At 60.3% G+C, this 20,031-nt stretch carries 19 protein-coding genes, 1 tRNA gene and 1 pseudogene; 8 read left to right on the top strand and 13 right to left on the bottom strand.

Annotated features, from left to right (window positions below; genetic code table 11):
* Window positions 1–314: 314 nt before the first annotated feature.
* Together Q1A34_RS00400 and Q1A34_RS00405 are read left to right on the top strand one after the other, a co-directional pair.
* Window positions 315–1,535, top strand: coding sequence for a PQQ-dependent sugar dehydrogenase (locus tag Q1A34_RS00400; protein ID WP_300032291.1), 1,221 nt, complete (start codon window positions 315–317; stop codon window positions 1,533–1,535).
* Window positions 1,532–2,116: a c-type cytochrome gene (locus tag Q1A34_RS00405; protein WP_300029207.1), complete on the top strand. Its 585-nt coding sequence runs from the start codon at window positions 1,532–1,534 to the stop codon at window positions 2,114–2,116. Before Q1A34_RS00400 ends, Q1A34_RS00405 begins: the two co-directional genes overlap by 4 nt.
* Before the next feature lie 96 nt (window positions 2,117–2,212).
* Here Q1A34_RS00405 and Q1A34_RS00410 read toward each other — a convergent pair whose 3' ends face one another.
* The 4 genes from Q1A34_RS00410 to dddP all read right to left on the bottom strand — a co-directional run bounded on the left by Q1A34_RS00410 (window position 2,213) and on the right by dddP (window position 7,819).
* Complete coding sequence (locus Q1A34_RS00410; protein ID WP_300029210.1) at window positions 2,213–3,637, bottom strand: diguanylate cyclase; 1,425 nt, start codon at window positions 3,635–3,637, stop codon at window positions 2,213–2,215.
* A gap of 627 nt (window positions 3,638–4,264) precedes the next feature.
* On the bottom strand, window positions 4,265–5,194 hold the full coding sequence (locus Q1A34_RS00415; protein ID WP_300029213.1) for a hypothetical protein: 930 nt from the start codon (window positions 5,192–5,194) through the stop codon (window positions 4,265–4,267).
* Between the two features lie 8 nt (window positions 5,195–5,202).
* The gene (locus Q1A34_RS00420; RefSeq protein WP_300029216.1) at window positions 5,203–6,207 is read right to left on the bottom strand and encodes a DGQHR domain-containing protein; all 1,005 of its coding nucleotides are present in this window, start codon (window positions 6,205–6,207) and stop codon (window positions 5,203–5,205) included.
* Window positions 6,208–6,478: 271 nt separating this feature from the next.
* On the bottom strand, window positions 6,479–7,819 hold the full coding sequence (gene dddP, locus Q1A34_RS00425) for a dimethylsulfonioproprionate lyase DddP (RefSeq protein ID WP_300029218.1): 1,341 nt from the start codon (window positions 7,817–7,819) through the stop codon (window positions 6,479–6,481).
* Between dddP and Q1A34_RS00430 the strand changes: the two genes are divergently transcribed.
* Entirely contained in the window at window positions 7,818–8,669 is an 852-nt protein-coding gene (locus tag Q1A34_RS00430) for a DUF3445 domain-containing protein (protein WP_366942795.1), read from the top strand. The genes dddP and Q1A34_RS00430 overlap by 2 nt on opposite strands.
* Window positions 8,670–8,727: 58 nt before the next feature.
* On the opposite strand, the gene Q1A34_RS00435 is transcribed toward Q1A34_RS00430, so the two are convergent.
* The gene (locus tag Q1A34_RS00435) at window positions 8,728–9,075 is read right to left on the bottom strand and encodes a YigZ family protein (protein WP_300029221.1); all 348 of its coding nucleotides are present in this window, start codon (window positions 9,073–9,075) and stop codon (window positions 8,728–8,730) included.
* 296 nt (window positions 9,076–9,371) lie between these two features.
* On the opposite strand from Q1A34_RS00435, the gene Q1A34_RS00440 reads away from it, so the two are divergent.
* Entirely contained in the window at window positions 9,372–10,046 is a 675-nt protein-coding gene (locus tag Q1A34_RS00440; protein ID WP_300029224.1) for a VPLPA-CTERM sorting domain-containing protein, read from the top strand.
* 473 nt (window positions 10,047–10,519) lie between these two features.
* On the top strand, window positions 10,520–11,194 hold the full coding sequence (locus Q1A34_RS00445) for a VPLPA-CTERM sorting domain-containing protein (protein ID WP_300029227.1): 675 nt from the start codon (window positions 10,520–10,522) through the stop codon (window positions 11,192–11,194).
* Between the two features lie 78 nt (window positions 11,195–11,272).
* Here the strand turns inward: Q1A34_RS00445 and Q1A34_RS00450 are convergent, their stop codons facing one another.
* The 3 genes from Q1A34_RS00450 to Q1A34_RS00460 form a co-directional block, all read right to left on the bottom strand.
* Entirely contained in the window at window positions 11,273–12,190 is a 918-nt protein-coding gene (locus Q1A34_RS00450; RefSeq protein ID WP_300029230.1) for an alpha/beta fold hydrolase, read from the bottom strand.
* Between the two features lie 169 nt (window positions 12,191–12,359).
* The gene (gene glnA / locus Q1A34_RS00455; protein ID WP_300029232.1) at window positions 12,360–13,763 is read right to left on the bottom strand and encodes a type I glutamate--ammonia ligase; all 1,404 of its coding nucleotides are present in this window, start codon (window positions 13,761–13,763) and stop codon (window positions 12,360–12,362) included.
* A 47-nt stretch (window positions 13,764–13,810) separates the two neighbouring features.
* Window positions 13,811–14,149 (bottom strand): P-II family nitrogen regulator, encoded by a 339-nt coding sequence (locus Q1A34_RS00460; RefSeq protein WP_300029235.1) that lies wholly within the window; start codon window positions 14,147–14,149, stop codon window positions 13,811–13,813.
* Window positions 14,150–14,332: 183 nt separating this feature from the next.
* On the opposite strand from Q1A34_RS00460, the gene Q1A34_RS00465 reads away from it, so the two are divergent.
* Complete coding sequence (locus tag Q1A34_RS00465) at window positions 14,333–15,997, top strand: NAD(P)H-hydrate dehydratase (protein WP_300029238.1); 1,665 nt, start codon at window positions 14,333–14,335, stop codon at window positions 15,995–15,997.
* Here Q1A34_RS00465 and Q1A34_RS00470 read toward each other — a convergent pair.
* Entirely contained in the window at window positions 15,994–16,512 is a 519-nt protein-coding gene (locus Q1A34_RS00470) for a Hint domain-containing protein (protein ID WP_300029240.1), read from the bottom strand. The two genes, Q1A34_RS00465 and Q1A34_RS00470, sit on opposite strands and share 4 nt — an antisense overlap.
* Window positions 16,513–16,650: 138 nt before the next feature.
* Here Q1A34_RS00470 and Q1A34_RS00475 point away from each other — a divergent pair.
* Window positions 16,651–16,734: transfer RNA gene (locus tag Q1A34_RS00475), tRNA-Leu, on the top strand.
* Between the two features lie 541 nt (window positions 16,735–17,275).
* Here Q1A34_RS00475 and Q1A34_RS00480 read toward each other — a convergent pair.
* The 4 genes and pseudogenes from Q1A34_RS00480 to Q1A34_RS00495 all read right to left on the bottom strand — a co-directional run.
* Window positions 17,276–18,268: pseudogene (locus Q1A34_RS00480) on the bottom strand (recombinase family protein); the annotation flags it as partial.
* Window positions 18,244–18,606 (bottom strand): hypothetical protein, encoded by a 363-nt coding sequence (locus Q1A34_RS00485; protein ID WP_300029244.1) that lies wholly within the window; start codon window positions 18,604–18,606, stop codon window positions 18,244–18,246. The pseudogene Q1A34_RS00480 and the gene Q1A34_RS00485, both read right to left, overlap by 25 nt.
* A 77-nt stretch (window positions 18,607–18,683) precedes the next feature.
* A complete protein-coding gene (locus tag Q1A34_RS00490) occupies window positions 18,684–19,145 on the bottom strand; it encodes a hypothetical protein (RefSeq protein ID WP_300029247.1) in 462 nt (153 codons plus the stop codon).
* 74 nt (window positions 19,146–19,219) lie between these two features.
* Window positions 19,220–19,738, bottom strand: a complete 519-nt coding sequence (locus Q1A34_RS00495) for a hypothetical protein (protein WP_300029250.1) — start codon at window positions 19,736–19,738, stop codon at window positions 19,220–19,222.
* On the opposite strand from Q1A34_RS00495, the gene Q1A34_RS00500 reads away from it, so the two are divergent.
* Window positions 19,737–20,027, top strand: coding sequence for a hypothetical protein (locus Q1A34_RS00500; protein WP_300029253.1), 291 nt, complete (start codon window positions 19,737–19,739; stop codon window positions 20,025–20,027). The genes Q1A34_RS00495 and Q1A34_RS00500 overlap by 2 nt on opposite strands.
* Window positions 20,028–20,031 lie beyond the last annotated feature (4 nt).

Genomic DNA, 20,031 nt, shown 5'->3' on the forward strand with positions numbered 1-20,031 from the left:
AAAAGGGCTGTCGGTATCACGTCGGTAAAACGTCGGTATTACGTCGGTGCGCGGCGCGCGCCGGTCCAGGGGTCCGGTAAGGAAAAACCGGGGCGTGACAGCGCCGGGACCGGCGCGGAAAAGCGGGTGGCAGGGGGCCGCACCGGCGGGCCGGCAGTCCTGTCCGGGACTACGACCCAAGGATTATTGACACCTCTGGTTGCAACACGCGAAGCTGGACCCCTGTGGAGGGAGGCCCAGGTCTTTTTTCGCTGAGGTAATGGGAGGACTATATGACTGCTAAAAGAACTCTGGCCGGGCTGCTGCTCGGGACAATGATTGCCGGGCCCGTGATGGCTCAGGACAATATGGACAAACTGTCCAACATGCAGAAAACGGATGCGACCTTTACATTCGTGGATCAGGGCGGGGACCGCGCGGCGTCTCTTTCCGCAATCGTGGATCACATCAAGGTGCCCGACGGGTTTGAGGTGAGCCTCTATGCGGTGGTGCCGGATGCCCGGTCGATGGCCATGGCGCCGCAGGGCACTGTGCTTTTCGCGGGAACGCGCAAGGACAAGATGTGGTCTATCGTGGACCGCGACCGCGACCGCGTGGCCGATGAGGTCAAGGATTTTGCGCCTTCGATCACCTTTGATATTCCGAACGGTCCGTGCTTCTCGCCGGACGGGTTCCTCTATATCGCCGAGCGCAACCGGGTGCTTGTCTTCCCGGCGGCCGAGTTCTTCTTTGAAGGGCCCGACCCGGCGGTGGGCGTTGTCGTGCCGAAAGGCGGGCTGGTGCCGGTTGAGGAAGAGAGCTTTAACCACACCGCGCGGGTCTGCGACATCGGGCCGGACGGCAAGCTCTATATCTCACTGGGACAGCCGCACAACGTGCAGCCGCTCGACAAGCTGGCGATGTATGACGAGATCGGCATCGGCGGGATTGTCCGCATGAACACCGACGGCAGCGACCGCGAGGTCTATACGCGCGGCGTGCGCAATTCGGTCGGGCAGGATTTCAACCCTGCCACGGGCGAGCTGTGGTGGACGGACAACCAGGTCGACGGCATGGGGGACGATATCCCGCCGGGCGAGCTGAACCGTCAGACAGCGAAGGGCCAGCACTTTGGCTTTCCCTGGACCAACAGCCGCGTCGAAATCCCCGCTTACAAGGATGTGCCCCGGCCTGAGGGTGTTTCCTTTGTCGAGCCACAGCTGGAGCTGACAGCCCATGCCGCCGATCTGGGCATGCGGTTCTATCACGACGACAGCTTTCCGGCGGAATACCACGGTGGCATCTTCTGGGCCCAGCACGGTTCCTGGAACCGGACGACGCCTGTGGGCGCGCGTGTGATGTTCACCGCGCTGGATGAGGACGGCAATGCCGCCGGTGCGCAGGTCTTTGCGGATGGCTGGCTGAACGAGGACACCGGTGAGTACCGGGGCCGTCCGATGGACATCGAATTCCTGCCGGATGGCTCGATGCTGGTGTCGGACGACTTTGCAGGGGCGATCTGGCGTATTGCCTACAACCCTGCGGCCTCTGAATGAGGCGTGTCTTTGCACTTGTTCTCGGCGGGCTCATGCTCGCCGGGGGCAGCGCGCAGACCGAAACCGCCGGTGATCCGGCGGCGGGGCGCAAGGTTGCCGGGATGTGCGGCACCTGTCACGGGCGCGACGGCTATGCGACGATCCCGATTGCCCCGCATATCGGCGGAGAGCCAGAGGCCTATCTGGCCGCACAGCTGACCGCGTTCAAAAACGGCACGCGGGAACATGAGATGATGACGGTGGTGGCAGCCGGCCTGTCTGCGCAGCAGATTGCGGATGTGTCGGCCTGGTATGCCGCCCACAGTGCCACAGCGACCCTGCCCGAGGGCGTGAGTGCCGATGCAGCACCTGATGCCTGTGTGGCCTGTCACGGCGCGGATGGCATTTCGCTGGTGCCGGACGCGCCGAACCTGGCCGGCGAGGTGAATATCTACATCGACACCCAGCTCAAAGCCTTTCGCATCGGCAAGCGTCAACACGAGATCATGTCAGAGGTGGCCGCTGATCTGACAGACCAGCAGATCCGCGCGATTGCGGACTGGTATTCGGCGATCGGGCTCGAGATCACGATGAAAGAATAAGCGCCTTGTGCCCTGCGGGTTGGTATTCAGCGGTTGCGTGCCGCCCGGTGTTTCGCGCCCGGGCCAGGCCGTGCGATGCGGCACGTTGATGATCTGTCACGTGACGCCATCGGCCGGGCGTGTGGCGCTGCCCTGCGGCTCGGTGTCAGAGGCGCGCCGCCGCATGTTCACATCCATCGGTTTGGTAAAGAGCACCGGATAATCCGCATTCTGCTGTTTTGCCCGGTACATGGCCGCGTCTGCCTGTGCCAGAACCGCTTCGAGGGTTGCTCCGGGCCGGGACACTGCGAGGCCCACGGAGGGGGCGACCGTTATGGTGGTGCCTTTAAAGGGCACCGGTTCGCGGGCGAGCGTCAGCACGCGTTCAGCGATCCGGCGCGCGGCATCCTCCGGGGCCGGGCCGGTCGTAACACAGACGAATTCATCGCCCCCCAGCCGGGCCACGATATCCGATGGTGCAGCTGCCGACTGCAGCCGCTGCGCCGTGATCCGCAGGGCAAGATCACCGGCGTCGTGGCCCAGCGTGTCGTTGAGGGCCTTGAGCCCGTTGAGATCCAGATAGATTGCTGCCAGCTGTCCCTGTTTCAGGCTGCGCTGCAGGCTGTTGCTGTTGATCTCTTCCACAAGGCCTGCGCGGTTCAGGGCACCGGTCAGCTGGTCCGTTGCGGCGATGCGCCTGGCCTCTCCCAGCGCGATGTACTGCAGGTGAAAATACCGGGCCGCGATGCCGCAGATGCCGATCAGGCTGGCGGCGATCAGCAGAAAACCGGGCAGGAGCCGCTCTCTGAGGCGCAGTCCCAGTGATCTGATCTCCCATGAAATGAGGGCGACGGGCGCACCGTCCTGGCCGTTCACCATCAGACTGTCGCGGTTGACCGGCGCCTCGCGCTGGCCCGGGTAGGGGGCGAAGGTCATCGATGTAATACCGGCGCTTTCGATCAGCGCGTCAAAGTCCGCAACACCCAGGTGCACAACACCGTAGAGCACTGCGGGTTCGAGATCGGGCATCTCTTCGATGGCGTCCGGTGTGATCCAGGCGGCGGTCACGGCTGACAGCTTCCCGTTCAGGTTCACAAAGGCCGAAACAGAGAGGTAGTCCGCCGGATCGGTCTGGTTCAGGGCGGCCTGTACCGGCGCCAGCGCACCCTGGTCATAGAGCCTGTGGCCCGCCGCGCCGAGGGTTTCGTCAAAGGCGTAGGCCAGGGTGCCGTCGGGGGCCAGAATGAAGAGCTGGTCAAAGAGCGGGCTGTCAAAAGCACCGGAGCCCATATGCTCGGAGACGGCGGCATCGTCGCGGTCGCGGACGATCTGGTGGGCCAGTGTCCAGTAGGCGTAATCCTCGACCGCGAGGGTCAGCGCATCCGAGGCCTCGGTGAGTTTCAGCCGGATCAGCGCACGGGTCTTATCGTGCTCTGTCTGCTCGAGCTGCGCTGTCATCCAGAACAGCAGTCCCAGAATGACACAGGCCGAAAAGAGCCCCATGAAAAACAGGAGGATAAAGATCTGTCGCCGCGAAGCCATAAAAAATATGCCGTTTCAAAATCTGCACCCAGTGTCCGGGCGCAAAGCTTAATAATCGGTTAACCGCGGTGCCTGCAAGGCGGATCATGTTGAAAAAATTAAGAAAAACTACCTGTGGTTGAAGTATTGGCGGTATTCCGCAGGCCGTCCGGCTGCGTATGGTTTCCGGCTGGCGGGCGCGGTGGCCTCTGGTCAGCGGGCTGGCCGGTCCGGGGCCGCGCGGGGCAGGGCACGACGGTCTGACGGGGCGGGAGCCCTGTGTGTGACGCGCGCCAGCGTGCGATCCCGGGCGGGGCGGGTGCGGTCTGTGGGGGCCGCCGGGGTGCAGTGCCCTGAGGGGCTGCGCGCGGGATTGCCCGGGGGCGGCGGCGCGTGCGCGGGGCCCCGTGGCGGCCCGTGACGGGCAGAGAACCAGTGTGGGGAAAGGGGAAACACCGACGTTGCGGGGGATGTCGGCTGAGGGCGGTTGCGGGCCATAAAAACAAGGGAAACAGGCGGTCGGTATCACGTCGGTAAAACGTCGGTATTACGTCGGTGCGTATCGCGCGGTGGTGCAGGGGGTTGGTAAGGGGTTGTTCAGGACCTGGTGTGGGGGTGATGTGCGCAGAAAGCAGACTTCGCAAATTTTCAAGCAGCAAGGAGGAGTTTTAGTCTGCTCCAACGCCTTGCGACAGGCGAATTACCACCATGAGAATTAACGTAGTATTCTACTATTTCGGAACACAGGCTTGAAAAACAGCGCGACACCAGCAAAAAACGCTCCAAATCCCCGGTCACACTGTCCAGTTTGCCCAAAGCTTCCGACGACTCGTATATTGGTTCAAACGACAGATCTCTGCATTTTGATGCGCGAGTATTTGGGAGCCAACAATCGTAAAGGTGCTGATAGTTTATTTCGTTTCTCGTGTTTGATAACCAAACACCTCGACGAGACGTATCTCGAACCATAGTCTGAATCTTATCAACTTCGCCCAAAATTTCTCCCGGATTTGGCCCTCCGTGGTCCACGTAGGCATCAAGAAGATCAGAAAGGTGGTTACATAAGCGCCTCCAAAACCCATCATGTACACCCTGTCCACCTGCCCCTTGTAAAATCAGCAAGCCAGTTTTTGGACCCGCATCGACCACCTTGTAAGTAAAGCTTCCGGAAACAATTTTTGGAACTGGAACCTTAGTCAACGCCGCGAAATCCACCATATTTTGAACCAGTGCGGCATTTAGGTATAGCTCTCCTAATCCAACGGAGTTCAGAATTGCATGAGCACCAAAAAACCCTGAGTAATAACTTTTGAGTAGAGGCCAAGAGGTAGCAGGTGAAGATGCGCGCTCCATCCGCGAAAGCTCCATGCTTTCATAGCTCGAACATGCAAACCGTTGGAAATCATAGGAAATAGCAGAGACCAACTCATCAAAGCTGTAGGCTTCCAAAAACAAGCCTCCGTCCATTTCAGAAATGGTGTTATATCTGTTTTCCGAAATCCATTCTCTTACAGAGGTGTAACTCTGTCTTGCGTTTCCGATGTTCGGGAGCGCGTGAAACTGGATTAAACGTTTCACTTGCGCCCCTAAAGTGTCAGCTTTGCGCCAAGGCGATCGACGAGATAGTCGCGAAGTGCAGCCGAACTTGTTCCTGGGCGTTCCAATCTTGCTATTCTCATGTTTTGAAAAACTGGGGAGACAACAGAAGTGAAATTTTCTGTACTGTATTCGCTGCCATGTCGATCTACCAGTCTTTGTGCGACCGACCGAAAGAAGCCCATGAACGCACGAAAGACTACAGGCTTGGACAACAAAAACTCATCTGTTTTCGTTTCCAACTCAGCGGCCAATGCCCAAAGAAAAGCATTCAATATCTCATACACTTCCTCTGTCTCACGTTCCGAGAACAGAGGCAAAATAGGTTTTACGGCTTGATTAAACGTTACTCTATTGAGCTTGTTTCGAGATGCCTCGGACGGAGAAGTGCGGTTCTTTAATACGCTATCCCGTCGGTTGTGAAACAGATCAAAAACGTCGCGGAGAAACTGTTCTGTGTCCGTTTCGATGTCTGCAAGATTCTTAATATCCAGTAGTAGCTGGCTAGGCACCGGCTTCTGTTTCGTATTGATATCTATGAAAAGTCTCGTTTCATCTCTTCGCGAAAGACCATTGTAAATCACCACTGGCACGCGAAGGCTGGTCTGAGCTTTCGAAAATCCAAAGACCCGGTGCTGCCCGTCAAGAATTAGAAAAGCACCCGGTGTATCGTTAAACTCAAGCGTCTTGCCTCGGCCAACCACTTTCAATTCAGCATCTTCTTGGGCCGAAAGAACCACCGAACTGGGGATCGTTCCTTGCTCGTTGTCGATGTAGTTGGCAATATCTTTTGCGCGCTTCTCGTCCAGTTCCCTCTGAAAACCTGCTGCGGGGTCTTCATTGCGGGTTGAGACTTTGCACGTACGAGCCAGCACTTCGCTGGGCATAGTAAGTGTGTAGAATTGGGACTTACCTTGTTTTACAAGGCTCACACTGAATCGGATGCGCTTAGGGTCATCGACTTCAGCCGCCGCAGCTTCTACTTCCTGTGTCATTTGAGTTTCCTTCCACTTCGCCATTACTAAACAATAGCGCTGCGAGAACCACAACGCTCAAACTGGGTTTGATGTCTCTCTCGGGGTTGGAAGCAACTTTGAAATGACAGACATCGGCGACGTCAATTTGAAGGTCAGCTTCAATCCATTCGCAGTATAATGTCGTACTTGCTGCGAACTCTGTTTTCTACCGAAGGTGCTAGACCATCATGTCCGCTTCGGGCTGACTGCAGTCATAAACGCTGCTGCGGCGCGTTCCGACCCCGCGCCCCTACCGCCCCATCAGCGCGTCATCAAAGGGATAGGTGGTCAGGCGCTCATAGCCGGTTTCGGTGATGATCACCTGATCCTCCAGTTTGATGGAGAAATCGCCGCCCTCTTCGCCCACGAGCGCCTCGACGCACAGGCACATGCCGGGCTCGAGCGGGTAGTCATAGGCGCCCTGGACCGCGTGGTCGGGATAGGCCACGAGCGGCCATTCATCGCAGAGCCCCACACCGTGCATCAGGCAGCCGTATTTGAGTTTCTGATACTGCGGGTCGAGCACGTGGGTATTGGCCGAAAGCTCGGGGATCATCACGCCGGGTTTCAGCATTTCCATATTGGTCATGATGTGTTCGACACTGTGCTGCATGGCATAGATCATATCGGGGCGCGGGGTGCCGGGGCCGATCCACCAGCTGCGCGAGATGTCGGTGCAGATGCCGTAGGCGCCCACCAGGTCGGTGTCGAAGGAGATGATCTCGTTGGGCTGGCAGATGCGCGGCCCGCATTCCTGAAACCAGGGGTTGGTGCGCGGGCCCGAGGCGAGCAGGCGGGTTTCGATCCATTCGCCGCCGCGCCGGATGTTTTCGGCGTGCATGACCGCCCAGATGTCGTCCTCGCAGGTGACGCCGTCGCCGACATGCGTCCGTGCAAAGTCCTCCATCAGGCGCACGGCGGTCTCGCAGGCGTGGCTGGAGCAGCGCATGGCGCGGATCTCGTCGCGGCCTTTGACGGAGCGGGATTTTTCGGTGACCTCCTCGCCGTCCATGATCTCGAACCCCTGGGCCTCGAGGGCGCGCAGCCCGTGCAGCATGATCTTGTCACAGGCGAGACGTTTCAGGCCGGGCGCATGGTCGGCCAGCAGCACGCGGATTTCATTGGAGAGCACATCGGCGGCCACATCCACCTTGTCGCCCCGGTCAAAGTAGAACAGATCCGCGCCCGAGCGCTGTTCGCGCACCAGCGGGTTGAATTCGCTGAGGAAAGGCGAGTTTTTATAGTCCCACATCACCATATAGCCGTCGGCACAGAGCAGCACGGCGCGAAAGGGGTTATGGGTGTTCCACAGCTGCATATTGGTGCTGTCGGTGGCGTAGCGGATGTTGAGCGGGTCGGTCATCAGCAGCCCGGCATAGCCGCGCGCAACGATGTGATCGGTCAGCCGGCGGTGGCGGAAGGCACGCATCCGCTCGAGGTTCGGCAGCGCGAGCCCCGCCGTTTCCCATTCGCGGAACGCCAGCTGTGTGGGCCCGATCTCGACCCGGTCCATGTCGTTGGGGCTGCCATCGCCGAGGGTGGCGCCCCGGTTGGGATCAATTTTGCGGCGGTCGCGGTAGTGGGTGTTCATGGCGGGCTCCTCCGGCTTCAGTCTGAAAGAAATCAAAGCCGCCCGTTTTTCCGTTTCCGACGCCCTGGCGTGTCGTTTTCTGCAGACATCTGCGGGCGTGCGGGGCAGGGTGGCGGCCATGAAACCGGTTCTGAACAGATCACTGCCGCCTGAGTGCGCCCCGGACCGTGCCCTGCCCGGGGTGGCCCCGCTGGCGGCGGATGACTGGCTGCGGGTGGATGAGGCCTATGCCGGGCAGATGGCCGAAAAGCGCGCGCGCCTGGCCGGGCAGCGCGCTGATGCGCTCTTTGAGGGGGCAGGATCACAGGCGGCGGCGGATGAGCTGCTGACAGAGGTGCTGGCGCTGCTGCCGGGCCTGGGGTTTGAGGTGCGCGGCACGCAGGTCACGGGCCCGGACGGGCATGTGACGGACACCGCCGCGGACACACCGCTGGCCGTTCTGGGACAGCTGGTGCAGGAGGATCTGTGCATTCTGCAAAAACAGGGCGCGGAACATGTGCTGACAGCGGCGGTGCTGTGTTTTCCGGCCGGGTGGACGCTGGCGGAAAAGGCCGGGCGGCCGCTGGGGGCGATCCATACACCGGTCAACAGCTATGACGCCGGGATGGCCCGGCGGGTGCAGCGGCTTTTTGACGGGGTGCGCGCGGGCAGGCCGCTCTGGCGCAACAACTGGCTGGCCTATGACGTGCCGGATCTGTGGCAGCCGCATTCCGAGACCGACCCGCCCCGCGCCCCGGTGGATGCCGCCAGCGCCCCCTGGCTGCGGGTGGAGCGGCAGTGTATCCTGCGTCTGCCGGTCAGCAGCGCGGTGGTCTTTACCATCCATACCTATGTGGTGGCGGCCGGCTGATCGTCTGCAGCGGGTCCTGTGGCCCCGGGGTGGTCCGTGAGAGGGGCCGCCTGCGCTCTCAGAGCTGGTCGAGATAAATCCGCACCGCGTCCTGTACGTGGCGGAACCGGTCGCCGCCCAGATGTTTACCGCCATACCAGCGGGTGACCACGATCAGATGATTGTGCAGATCCTCGCGCTCCAGCATGCGCAGAATGACCATGCCTGCGCCTGCCTCGCCGTTGTCGTTTTTCAGCGGGCCGTCATCAGTCAGCAGCGCCCAGGTGTGATGGGTCGCTTTGGCGAATTTCTTTTTACGGCAAAGCTCCCGGATCAGCGCGCGGGCAGAGGCCTCGTCCCGGCAGGGCGCGCCCGAGACCGCATATCTGGAGCCGCGGTCGCTGATGATATTGGTCAGAGTGATCATAGGGGCCTGATACGCGGCCCGGGCATGCCGGGGCAAGAACCGGCTGCGGGGACTGGTGCGGTTTCGGGCAGTGGGGTGCGCGCGCGCGGGTCCGGCCCGGCGATGGGGGCAGCGCGCCGCGCAGGCGCACCTGTGGGTCTTTGGGCCAGATGCAGAACACCCGCTAAACCGTTAACCAGGTTAGCAGAAATTTCACAAAACCTGCGGTAGAAACCGGCGCATAAGCTATTGTGCCGCCCAAGGCCGTGATCGGTTGCGGCCCTGTGATCTGTCACCAAAGTACGGGGAATGCCTGCGTGTTTACGAGGAAGCTTTTTTCTGTCATCGCCGTCAGCCTTGCGCTGGCCGCACCTGCCTCTGCGGCAACATTCAACGCAGAATTCTGGGATGTGGATGTCGGGCGGGGCAATCCTGAAAAGAATGTCATCGACAGCCTGGCCGATGTTCTGTCCATCGTGGAGGGGGATCATCAGCGCGTAGCGGATGCCACGTTTTTCTCGACCGGCATCGATTATCCGAACGGTGCGAAAGGCCCGGGCCGGACGCGCCAGACGCTGGCCTCCTGGCTGGGCCGGGATGCCGCCACGTTGACCGGGCTGGGCAGCACCAGGATGCTGGGTTCGATCTTTCGCTTTACCGGGGCCATTTTTGTCGATGCAGGCATCAACAATTTCACCGTGGGCGCGGATGACGGGTTCCGTCTGACCATTGATGGCAGTGAGGTTGCCTCCTTTGCCGGGACCAAAGCCTTTACCAACCATGACGCCACATACGACAACGTGGCGGCGGCGGGACTCAAGAGCTTTGAGTTGATTTTCTATGAGGACAACCGCGTGCAGGTTGGTGTCGATTTCCGGGTTGATGGCGCGGTCGTTCAGCCCGCTCAGGTGCCTTTGCCAGCGCCTGCGCTGATGCTGCTGGCGGCGGTCGGTGGCTTTGGTATTCTGGCGCGCCGCCGCAAGACCGCCTGAACCCGCAAGGCCCTGGACGTCTGGGCATGGCCGCCTCCTTTCGGGGGGCGGTTTTTTCGTGCGTGGCCGGGCGATTTGCTGACCGTTTGATCGTGGCGTTTGTCAGGCGTCCGGAGCCGTCTGAGGCCGGCACAGAGGGGGCCGGCGCGGGCCATGTGACGGATTTTCCGGGGCAGGCAGCAGCGTTCCTTGCCGGGGACGGTGGGGTAGCGACACGGGCCGGTCAGGGCCCCGCAGTTTGGCGGCGTTCCGGGGCGGGCACCGCCAGCGTGGGGTTGCGTCACGCCATGTCAGAAAAAGTTAACGTGGCCGCGGGGTTTTTCTAGCAGGGCGAGTATCGACAGCCCTTTTCCTGCACAATTGTTAACAAAAGAGGGTAAATCCCGCGTTTTTGGCCACAATCGTTTCGGAAAACAGCCGGTTGTGTTAACCTTTGTGCACGCAATTTATGCGGACACAAAGAGGATACACACGTGTTTACAAAAAAACTGATTTCAGTCATCGCAGTCAGCCTCGCGCTGGCGGCACCTGCTTCGGCAGCGACATTCCAGGGGGAATTCTGGGATGTGGATACCGGCGCAGTGGGAGATCCCTCCAACAATGTCATCGACAACCTGGCCGATGCGCTTTCCATCGTGGAAGGGGCCGACCAGCGCGCAGCCGACGCGACATTCCAGTCGTCGGGCATCGACTATCCCACCGGCCCCCTGGGCCCGGGATCCACAGGTCAGACGCTGGCGTCCTGGCTGGGTGCGGATGCAGCATCGCTGAGCGGTCTGGGCGGTACATCCATGCTGGGCTCGATCTTCCGCTTTACCGGGTCGATCTATGTCGGCGCGGGCACAAACAACTTTACCGTGGGTGCGGATGACGGGTTCCGTCTGACCATCGACGGCAATGAGGTTGCCTCCTTTGGTGGCACAGCGCCCTTCACCAGCTATGACGCCTCCTATGACAACGTGGGCGCTGCGGGCATCAAGAGCTTTGAACTGATCTTCTATGAAGACAACCGGGTTGCTGTTGGCGTTGATTTCCGCGTGGACGGCGAAGTGGTCAACCCGGTGCCGCTGCCGGCCTCTGCCTTTATGCTGCTTGCAGCTCTGGGCGGTGTTGGCGCAGTTGCACGGCGTCGCCGCAAAGCTGCCTGATCCGGTCACCTGAGCCTGATCCGGCCCGAGGCCGCTCCCGTACCCGGGGGCGGCCTTTCTGATGCCGCCGGGCCCGCGTTACCCTTTGAGGGTGAAGTCGGATCCCGGCCCGGGCGTGCGGGTGCTGATGCTGCCGGTGGCCGTGCCTGCAAAGCTTTTCGCCAGATCGCGGTAAAAGGTGCCGTTGTCGAACCACCAGCGGTGCGAGCGGGCCTTGCTGCGGCTGCCGGGGCGCACATCTTTGAGGTACTGATCGGTGCTGTTCACATCCACATGGCGTTTTTCGATGAGCCGGGGCAGGCCGTCGCGTCCCGCGCGCTTTCTGAACCCGTCCTGCAGCACCGAGATCGGCAGCACCCCGTCCTTTTCGCTGTAGTAATTGGTAAAGCGTTTGCTGCGGTGCGCCAGCAGCAGAGCCGCCCAGGCCCCTTTGCTGAGCCAGCTGCGATCCACATCCGCCGAGGCAAAGGCGATCTCGTTGACCTTCCAGGCGCCGGGGCCTGCCGCGTCGCCAAAGACCGAAAAGCCCCGCAGCACCGCATAGGCCCCCATGGAATGGGCGATCAGGTTGATTTTCAGTCCCGGCGACCGGCGCAGGAGCGGCAGAATGCCATCGCTGACCAGAAAATGCGCGGTTTCCTTGACCCGGTTGCGGTCATGATCATAGGAGAACACCCCGCCGTCACTGGGCCAGTCAAAAGCCACAACCGCCCCGCGATAGCCATTGGCGCGCAGCCCCTTTCTGATTTTGGCAAGACGTTTGAGGACCTCGGACTGGTCGTTGTTAAAGCCATGCACAAAGATCGTGACCTCATTGGTACGGGCCTCGCGCTGTACCGCGCGCAGCCAGTCGTCCTGGCTGATGATGCCGCCGCTCCAGCGCCCCCGGCTGTCCGGGCCGCTGGTGATCTGCACAAACCGTGTGAGGGCGGCGGTGTTGTTGGTGAATTTCGACGTGGAGGCGTTATAGGTGCGGCGGGTGAAAAAGAGCGTCATATGCGGGCCCCTGAAATAAGATGTTCAAATGCCGCGATGATGCACCCTGGCTGTGGGGTCTGGCAACCCTGGGGCAGCCCATGCAAAAAGGGCGCCCCCCAGGGGAGCGCCCTTTCTTCTGAACCGGGAAGGCGGGCAGGGCCGCCTGTTTCCCGACTGCTGAGGGGACTCAGCAGCTGTAGTACATGGCGAACTCAACCGGGTGCGGCGTGTGTTCGTACTGTTCGATCTCTTCCATTTTCAGGCCGATGTAGCCTTCGATCTGGTCTTTGGTGAAGACGTCACCGGCCAGCAGGAAGTCCATGTCTTTTTCCAGCTCTTCCATGGCTTCACGCAGGCTGCCACAGACGGTCGGGATACCTGCAAGCTCTTCTGCGGGCAGATCATAGAGGTTCTTGTCCATCGCCTCGCCCGGGTCGATCTTGTTCTTGATGCCGTCAAGACCGGCCATCAGGAGTGCCGCAAAACACAGGTAGGGGTTTGCGGACGGATCGGGGAAGCGGGCCTCGACGCGCTTGGCCTTGGGGCTTTCTGTCCATGGGATCCGGACACAGCCCGACCGGTTACGCGCAGAATAGGCGCGCAGCACGGGGGCCTCAAAGCCCGGGATCAGGCGTTTGTAGCTGTTGGTGCCCGGGTTGGTGAAGGCGTTCAGCGCTTTGGCGTGCTTGAGGATACCACCGATGTAGTAGAGCGCTTCCTGGCTCAGATCGGCGTATTTGTCGCCTGCAAATACGGGCTTGCCGTCTTTCCAGATCGACATGTTCACGTGCATGCCGGTGCCGTTGTCGCCTGCAATGGGTTTCGGCATGAAGGTCGCCGATTTGCCATAGGCGTGGGCCACGTTGTGGATCACGTATTTGTACTTCTGCAGCTCGTCGGCCTGTTTGGTCAGGCTGTCAAAGATCAGACCCAGTTCGTGCTGACAGGAGGCCACCTCGTGGTGGTGCTTGTCCACTTTCATGCCCAGACGCTTCATGGTCGAGAGCATCTCGGAGCGCAGGTCCTGGCTCTCGTCGATGGGGTTGACCGGGAAGTAGCCGCCCTTGACGCCCGGACGGTGCCCCATGTTGCCCATTTCATATTCGGCGTCTGTGTTCCAGGAGGCGTCAACCGCGTCTACCTCATAGGAGACTTTGTTGATGCTGTTGGAATAGCGCACGTTGTCAAAGAGGAAGAATTCCGCCTCGGGGCCCATAAAGGCCACATCACCGATGCCGGTGGATTTCAGATATTCTTCAGCCTTCTGGGCGGTCCCGCGCGGGTCACGCTCATAGGCTTCGCCCGTGTCGGGCTCGACCACGGAGCAGTGCAGGCAGACGGTTTTCTCCGCGTAGAAAGGATCGATATAGGCGCTGGCCGTGTCGGGCATCAGCTTCATGTCAGAGGCTTCGATGGACTTCCAGCCTTCGATGGAGGAGCCGTCGAACATAAAGCCTTCCTCGAGGAAGTCCTCATCGACCTGATCGGACATGACAGTCACGTGCTGCAGTTTGCCGCGCGGGTCGGTAAAGCGGATGTCGACATATTCGATGTCTTCATCAGCGATCATCTTGAGTAGTTCTTTGCTCATTCTCGGATATCCCTCTTGGTTGGAATGATAGTGGTCGCAGCGCAGGCTCAGAGCGCGTCGGAGCCTGTTTCGCCGGTGCGGATACGGATTGTCTGCTCAACGGCTGTGACAAAGATTTTGCCGTCCCCGATTTTTTCGGTCTTGGCGGCAGAGACAATGGCGTCGATTGCGGCATCGACCAGATCGTCATCCAGTACGATCTCGATCTTGACCTTGGGCAGGAAGTCGACGACGTATTCCGCACCGCGATAGAGCTCGGTATGGCCTTTCTGGCGGCCAAATCCCTTGACCTCAATCACGGAGAGCCCCTGGATACCGACCTCCTGCAGGGCCTCTTTTACTTCGTCGAGTTTGAATGGTTTGATCACCGCTTCGATTTTTTTCATCGTCGCCTCCCTTGCCGCATTTCACGACGGAGAGATCATTTAGCACTGGCAGGGTCCATTCACTGGCGTATCATAGCGCCACGCGGGCTGGCATTTGCCGCAAGTGAGCGCGTTTTTTGTGCGTGTTGCCTGTTTTTTAATCACAAATGAATCACCGGGGTGGGAATGACGGAAATGCAGGGCATGGATCAGCTGCCGGAACTGCTCACCGCAGGTGAGATGCGGCGTCTGGAGCAGAGGGCTGTGTCTGCGGGGCATGTCACCGGGTCTGATCTGATGGCGCGCGCAGGCGCGGGGGTGGTGGACGCCATCACAGAGGCCTGGCCCCTCTGGCAGGCGGGTTCGGGGGCCAGCCCCCACCGTCCTGCGGACGGCCCCCCGGGATATTTGACGCCAGAAGAAGTACCGGGCCGTGTGCTGGTGTTGTGTGGGCCTGGCAATAATGGCGGGGACGGGTTTGTGATTGCGCGGCTGCTGGCGGCGCGGGGTTGGGCGGTTGATCTGCGTCTTTTCGGGGCGCGGGACCGCTTGCCTGCTGATGCGGCCGCGCATGCCGCCCTTTGGGAAAAGGTGGGGGAGACCCGGGCCTGGGATGCTGGTGCGATAAAGGCCGGTGCGCGCCCGGATGTGATTGTGGATGCGGTTTTTGGCATCGGGCTGACGCGGGGGGTGCCTGCTGCAGTGGCAGAAGTGTTTGCAGTGTGCCGGGCGGGCTGGCCGGACGGCGGCAGGCCGCGCGTTGTGGCGGTGGACTGTCCTTCGGGGCTGGATCTCGATACCGGGCGGGTGCCGGGGGCCCCGGAGCCGGTCTGCGCCGCTGATCTGACGGTGACGTTTCACAGCCCCAGGCCCGGTCACTTTCTGGCGCGGGGGCCGGAGGTCTGCGGGCATCTGCGGGTGGTGGATATCGGGCTGTCGGATACGGATACAGCGGGCCGGATGCGGCTGCTGGACCCGGGTTTTGGGGGCACTGCACAGGCTGTGCCACGCTGGCCCCTGACGGTGATCGGCAAGGCGCGGCGGGGCGGGCACAAATATGAGCACGGGCATGTTGTGGTTTTTGCCGGGGGTGTCGGGCGCGGCGGGGCCGGGCGTCTGGCGGCGCGGGCGGCGTTGCGGGTTGGTGCGGGGCTGGTCACGCTGGTCTGTCCGCCCGCCGAACTGCAGGAAAATGCGGCGCGGCTGGATGCGGTGATGGTGCGGTCGCTGCGGAAGGATCAGCGCGTTGGTGATATTGCCGATGACAGGGTCAGTGCCTTTTGTCTGGGCCCGGGGCTGGGGGTCGGCGCGCGCACCCGGGCGCTGGTGCTGGAGGTGCTGGGGCGCCGGGGGGCTGAGCCGGGGCAGAACGCGCCCGCCGTGGTGCTGGATGCGGATGCGCTGAGCAGTTTTTCCAATGACCCGGAGGTGTTGTTTGCTGCGCTGCACGACCGGGCCGTTCTGACGCCGCATGGGGGCGAGTTTGCCCGGCTCTTTCCCGATCTGGCGCGCCGGTGGCAGGATGGCGGATCCAAGGCGGATGCGGCGCAGGCAGCAGCGCGGCGGGCGGGCTGTACGGTGCTGCTCAAAGGGGCGGACACGGTGATTGCGTCGCCGGACGGTGCCATTTGCCTGCATGCAGCGGCGTTTGAGCGGGCGGTGCCCTGGCTGGCCACCGCAGGGGCGGGTGATGTTCTGGCGGGGATGATTGCGGGGATTGCGGCGCCGTCAGATGCCGGTGATCCGGTCGGGGCGGCGCAGGCGGCGGCCTGGCTGCATGTGGAATGCGCGCGTGTCTTTGGGCCCGGACTTATTGCAGAGGATCTGGCCGATATGGTGCCCCGCGTTCTGGCAGGGCTGGCGCGCTAACGTGCACCGGCGGAGACGGGCAGGGCGGCGACCTCGGCGCTGCCAAGTTCCATGCCGTCGGCGCAGATCACCCGCGGGCCATCGCAGATCACACGGTAGAGCGTCATGGGGGCAAGGCCGATATCGCGGACAAATTCGCCGTCGACCAGATCAATGGCGGGCAACCATGCGAGCCGGCGCCCGGTCAGGGCCGCTGCGCGCCAGTCCCGGATCAGCACGGGCTGACCCGCGGCCAGCAGTGTGTCGGTGCTGCGGCGGGTGTGCCCCAGAGAGCCTGCGATGACATAGATGCCACGTGTGATCACGCTGGAGACTTCGATCCTGTTCACCTCGGCCATCACAGCGCCCGGGCTGACCAGCCTGTCGCCGGGGACCAGCGCCTGTACCGGCATTTCGCCGCGCAGCGTCAGCACGCGGGCGCCATGCACGAGCCCGGGGGAGAGATTTTCCGGTGGCAGGGATACCTGCCGTGTGGCGCAGGCGGCGGCCTGCCCGGGGGACCCTTGTGCTGTCATCTCTGCTCCTCGCCGTTAACCACGTCCACTGTGTAGCGGGACTGGATAACAACTGTTTAACAACGGCAGATTTTTTTGCTCTCGCCTCCGGCCATCCGGTTTGCTAGGAACCGGGCAGGGCAGCGCGCTGCCCTGCGTGCGGGTGTGGCGGAATTGGTAGACGCACCAGATTTAGGTTCTGGCGCCTATGGCGTGGGGGTTCGAGTCCCTTCACCCGCACCATATTTGATTTCCCGACACGATTATCCGTTAAAGCATTGAATGGAAAAGATATTTCCGGTGTTCGAGGCCCCTCATTTCGGTGGTAGTGAAGGGGCGCTGTCAGGACCAGTTTGAGGATGGCGCGACGGAGGTCGAAGGACCCCTTTTCCCAAGCTTTCCAAGGGTTTGCGAGGAATTTTAGGGTGTGTTCGAGCGCCTCCTCGAATGGTAGCCGTGGTTGCCCCTGATTTTGCAGTTTTTCCTCCAGCGCGGCCTTGTTCAGTTCCAGTTCGTTGAATCGCTTTTCAAGGCTGGCGGCGAGACGTTCATTGGTAGTGGCAACAATCTTGTCAAGAATCTCCTCTGACTTGTAGGCTGTGGCCTTAATCTGCTTTTGCAATTCTTTGCGGCTTCGCTCAGCACCTGCGACCTGCTGGTCCCAGGCCTTGCGGAACATCTTGCGTACAAGCGCAAAGACGGGCTTCCCCGGTGTGATATTCTGCAGCAATTCTTCAAACTCACCTTCCAGCTTATCGCGGGCAATCGACTTGCCATAGCTGTCGCAGGTTTTGGTCTGGCAAACGTAGTAAGCGTACTTCTTGCGCTTGCCCTGCGACCAGGCCGAGCGATAGGGCACACCGCAATCGCCGCAGCAGACAGCGCCGCGCAGAACGAAGTCTCGGTTGATGTCCGCGCGCATGGGCACTTTTGCCACCGCTGTCCGGCGCTCCTGAATGCGCTGGAAGGTAGACGCACTGATCAGACCCTCATGATGCCCCTGCCGCAGCGTAATGCCCCAGGGCGCATGTTCAATCATACCGGCATAGATTGGGCGGGAGAGCAGATTGGTCACGCGCTGTGGATGCACTGCGCCGTTGCGGCCTTTCGGAAAGACCGGCTGATCTTGCAAAAAGCGTTGGACTTCGGCTTGAGTGCCGAAGCGCCCTCCCGCGTAGCCATTGAGCGCTTCTTCAATAACACTCGCCAATGGCTCGTCACGGACCAGCAGTTTGCCGTGTGAGCCGTCCTTTTCATATTTGTAGCCCATCGGGGCCGGGAATACCCAATAACCGCGTTTCACGCGTTCCTTCATCTTTTGCAGCGTCTGGCGCCCGTTCTGTTCACGTTCCAGCTCGCCTTGCGCGGCGATAATGGTCTCGATGAACTTGCCCTCGGGCGTGTCCTCGAAACGAAAGTTCAGACATTCGACTTTTGCGCCGCGCATGGCAAAGGCTTTGCGGAGCTTAATGTGGAATTCGGTGTCGCGTGCGAAGCGCTTGAGATCATCGAAGATCACAACATAGGACTTGCCCTTTTGCGCATCGAGATAGCTGAGCAGCGCCATCATACCGGGCCGCTTCATAAAGTCGCCGCCACCGGAGACATCATCGGGGAACACCGCCTCGACAACGTAGCCCGTCTGCGCGGCATAGTCACGGCAGCGGGATTCCTGACTTTCAAGCCCATGGCCCTGGGTGGCTTGTTTGGTGCCGGAGACCCGGCAATAGATCAGAGCGGCCTGTTCCGGCTCTATTTGTCTCTTGGGGTTCTGCATGGGTGCGCCTCATCGTTATTGGTGGAACGGGGTGCAACTGTTTCATGCGCTGTATCTTCTTCGGTAAGATAGGATAGCACATCAACGCGCAGCGCGCGAAGATTTTCTGGCGCGTTATCAACAGCCTCGGCGCTTGTCGGTGCGACCCGGAAACCGAGTTCAGCGAAGATGGTCACGATGGTCCAGAAGGTCATGAGGAACGCGCTCGCCTCCTCTTTATCCAAATCACTGCAACTCGGATCGTTCCCAAATTCTTCCAGAAGCTCGTCTTCCAATGTCTTTTGCGCGGGCGTCTCAGACGGGCCGTCCGCATCGTTTGTTTTGTCCGTATCTGTCATGGATAGGTCCTTTCGTAAAAAAGGCGCCGCCTCAGAAGAAGAGCGCGGCGCCTGTTCAGGGTTACTGCGGGCACACTTCAGCGTTCCATGCGCGGCTCAGAGCGGTTCTGAAACCGATCTGGCGTACCGCCACCGCGACGATCAGAGTTGCGTTCCTGGCTTTGCTGCTGCTTGCGCTCGAGGCTATGTTCCCGCTTCAAATGCAGGGCATGCGTACGGGCTTCCTTGCCAAGTTCTGTGACGCGCAACACTTCGGTATCGGAGAATGAGCTGGTTTCCTGAAGCTTGCCGTTTCGATCCTCATAGACCTTGGCGAGGTTCACCGTGTAATAGGTGTCGCCTTCACGATTTTCGTTTTGCCACAGGGTAGCTTTGAGTTTGCCATCCCTGTATGTGGCGAGGGGTTTGTTGGGCGTAGGTGTAGTGTCCATGGAAAGTCCTTTCTGTTCCTTGGTTGGGGTTAAGTGGTTTGGAAATGTTTCGCTCAGTTGCTCCAGCGGCGGTTGCACGCGGCACGCAAAAGAACGAACAGTGAACATATCACACTTGCACCTCCTATTTCAACTAATAATTGATTGAAATCATGAGATTGGGTGAATTTCGGGCGGTTTCTCTATCGTACCCGCCTGAACGCGGCGCTGATATCCGGGGCCTGATCTCGACTCTTGTGCTTGTCGAGGTCAATGATTGGTTTTTCAGTCGACCGGTCTTGCGATTTCAAAACATCCGTAACAGCTTTATCCATCGCCGCGAGGTGTTGATCTGCGATATCAGCGCGCCTGTTATGAAGAACGATGGCTTCCTCCGAAGTCGTGAATTGCCGCTTGAGCTGGTTGACACGATCTTCATAGCTTGCCGGAGTGCCGCCCAGATCAAGCGTCAACGTATGATCTGGTTTGAGGCGTTCATCGACATAGCCACTTTCTGCGAGGAAATACTCCTGATCGATTTTTCTGAGATCACCCCGTGCCGCAATCAAAGCCAGTTCTAGCTCCCTTCGGACGTCTTCATCGCGGATCAGCGAAATACGGAAATCCAGCTTGTCCCGGTCTGAAATTTGCGTCGCGGAATCGAATTTTGGTACGATTGATCTGGGATCATCCCCACCACCACTAGAAGAAAAGGAACTCATGCTAACACTCCCTGAGAAAACAAAACTGATCACCGCATTTGCAGATGAATTCGAAGCACTCGTGAACAAAATACTGGATGCGGGCACTGAGCATCACGTGCTGAACTACATGCTTGTTCGTCTAACTAACGAAACGGCGATGAAGGGCGGACCTCAGGCCTATTTCGATCATTGTCTCTGGACGCAAGCCGAAGGAAAAAGGCTGCTGAGCGAATTTGAAGCCCGCTATGGCGACAAGCTCGAAATGAATGAACTTGCCAAGGGCATTCTTGTTGCCAAGAGCGGATAATACG

It is taken from the genome of uncultured Roseobacter sp. (genome assembly GCF_947491795.1).
In the GTDB taxonomy this organism is placed as follows: Bacteria; Pseudomonadota; Alphaproteobacteria; order Rhodobacterales; family Rhodobacteraceae; genus Roseobacter.

Coding starts and splice junctions, on each gene's coding strand:
- Q1A34_RS00400 (WP_300032291.1), top strand. CDS start 315: ATGATTGCCGGGCCCGTGATGGCTCAGGACAATATGGACAAACTGTCC.
- Q1A34_RS00405 (WP_300029207.1), top strand. CDS start 1,532: ATGAGGCGTGTCTTTGCACTTGTTCTCGGCGGGCTCATGCTCGCCGGG.
- Q1A34_RS00410 (WP_300029210.1), bottom strand. CDS start 3,637: ATGGCTTCGCGGCGACAGATCTTTATCCTCCTGTTTTTCATGGGGCTC.
- Q1A34_RS00420 (WP_300029216.1), bottom strand. CDS start 6,207: ATGACACAGGAAGTAGAAGCTGCGGCGGCTGAAGTCGATGACCCTAAG.
- Q1A34_RS00430 (WP_366942795.1), top strand. CDS start 7,818: ATGGCGGGCTCCTCCGGCTTCAGTCTGAAAGAAATCAAAGCCGCCCGT.
- dddP (WP_300029218.1), bottom strand. CDS start 7,819: ATGAACACCCACTACCGCGACCGCCGCAAAATTGATCCCAACCGGGGC.
- Q1A34_RS00435 (WP_300029221.1), bottom strand. CDS start 9,075: ATGATCACTCTGACCAATATCATCAGCGACCGCGGCTCCAGATATGCG.
- Q1A34_RS00450 (WP_300029230.1), bottom strand. CDS start 12,190: ATGACGCTCTTTTTCACCCGCCGCACCTATAACGCCTCCACGTCGAAA.
- glnA (WP_300029232.1), bottom strand. CDS start 13,763: ATGAGCAAAGAACTACTCAAGATGATCGCTGATGAAGACATCGAATAT.
- Q1A34_RS00460 (WP_300029235.1), bottom strand. CDS start 14,149: ATGAAAAAAATCGAAGCGGTGATCAAACCATTCAAACTCGACGAAGTA.
- Q1A34_RS00465 (WP_300029238.1), top strand. CDS start 14,333: ATGGATCAGCTGCCGGAACTGCTCACCGCAGGTGAGATGCGGCGTCTG.
- Q1A34_RS00470 (WP_300029240.1), bottom strand. CDS start 16,512: ATGACAGCACAAGGGTCCCCCGGGCAGGCCGCCGCCTGCGCCACACGG.
- Q1A34_RS00485 (WP_300029244.1), bottom strand. CDS start 18,606: ATGACAGATACGGACAAAACAAACGATGCGGACGGCCCGTCTGAGACG.
- Q1A34_RS00490 (WP_300029247.1), bottom strand. CDS start 19,145: ATGTTCACTGTTCGTTCTTTTGCGTGCCGCGTGCAACCGCCGCTGGAG.
- Q1A34_RS00500 (WP_300029253.1), top strand. CDS start 19,737: ATGCTAACACTCCCTGAGAAAACAAAACTGATCACCGCATTTGCAGAT.
- Q1A34_RS00495 (WP_300029250.1), bottom strand. CDS start 19,738: ATGAGTTCCTTTTCTTCTAGTGGTGGTGGGGATGATCCCAGATCAATC.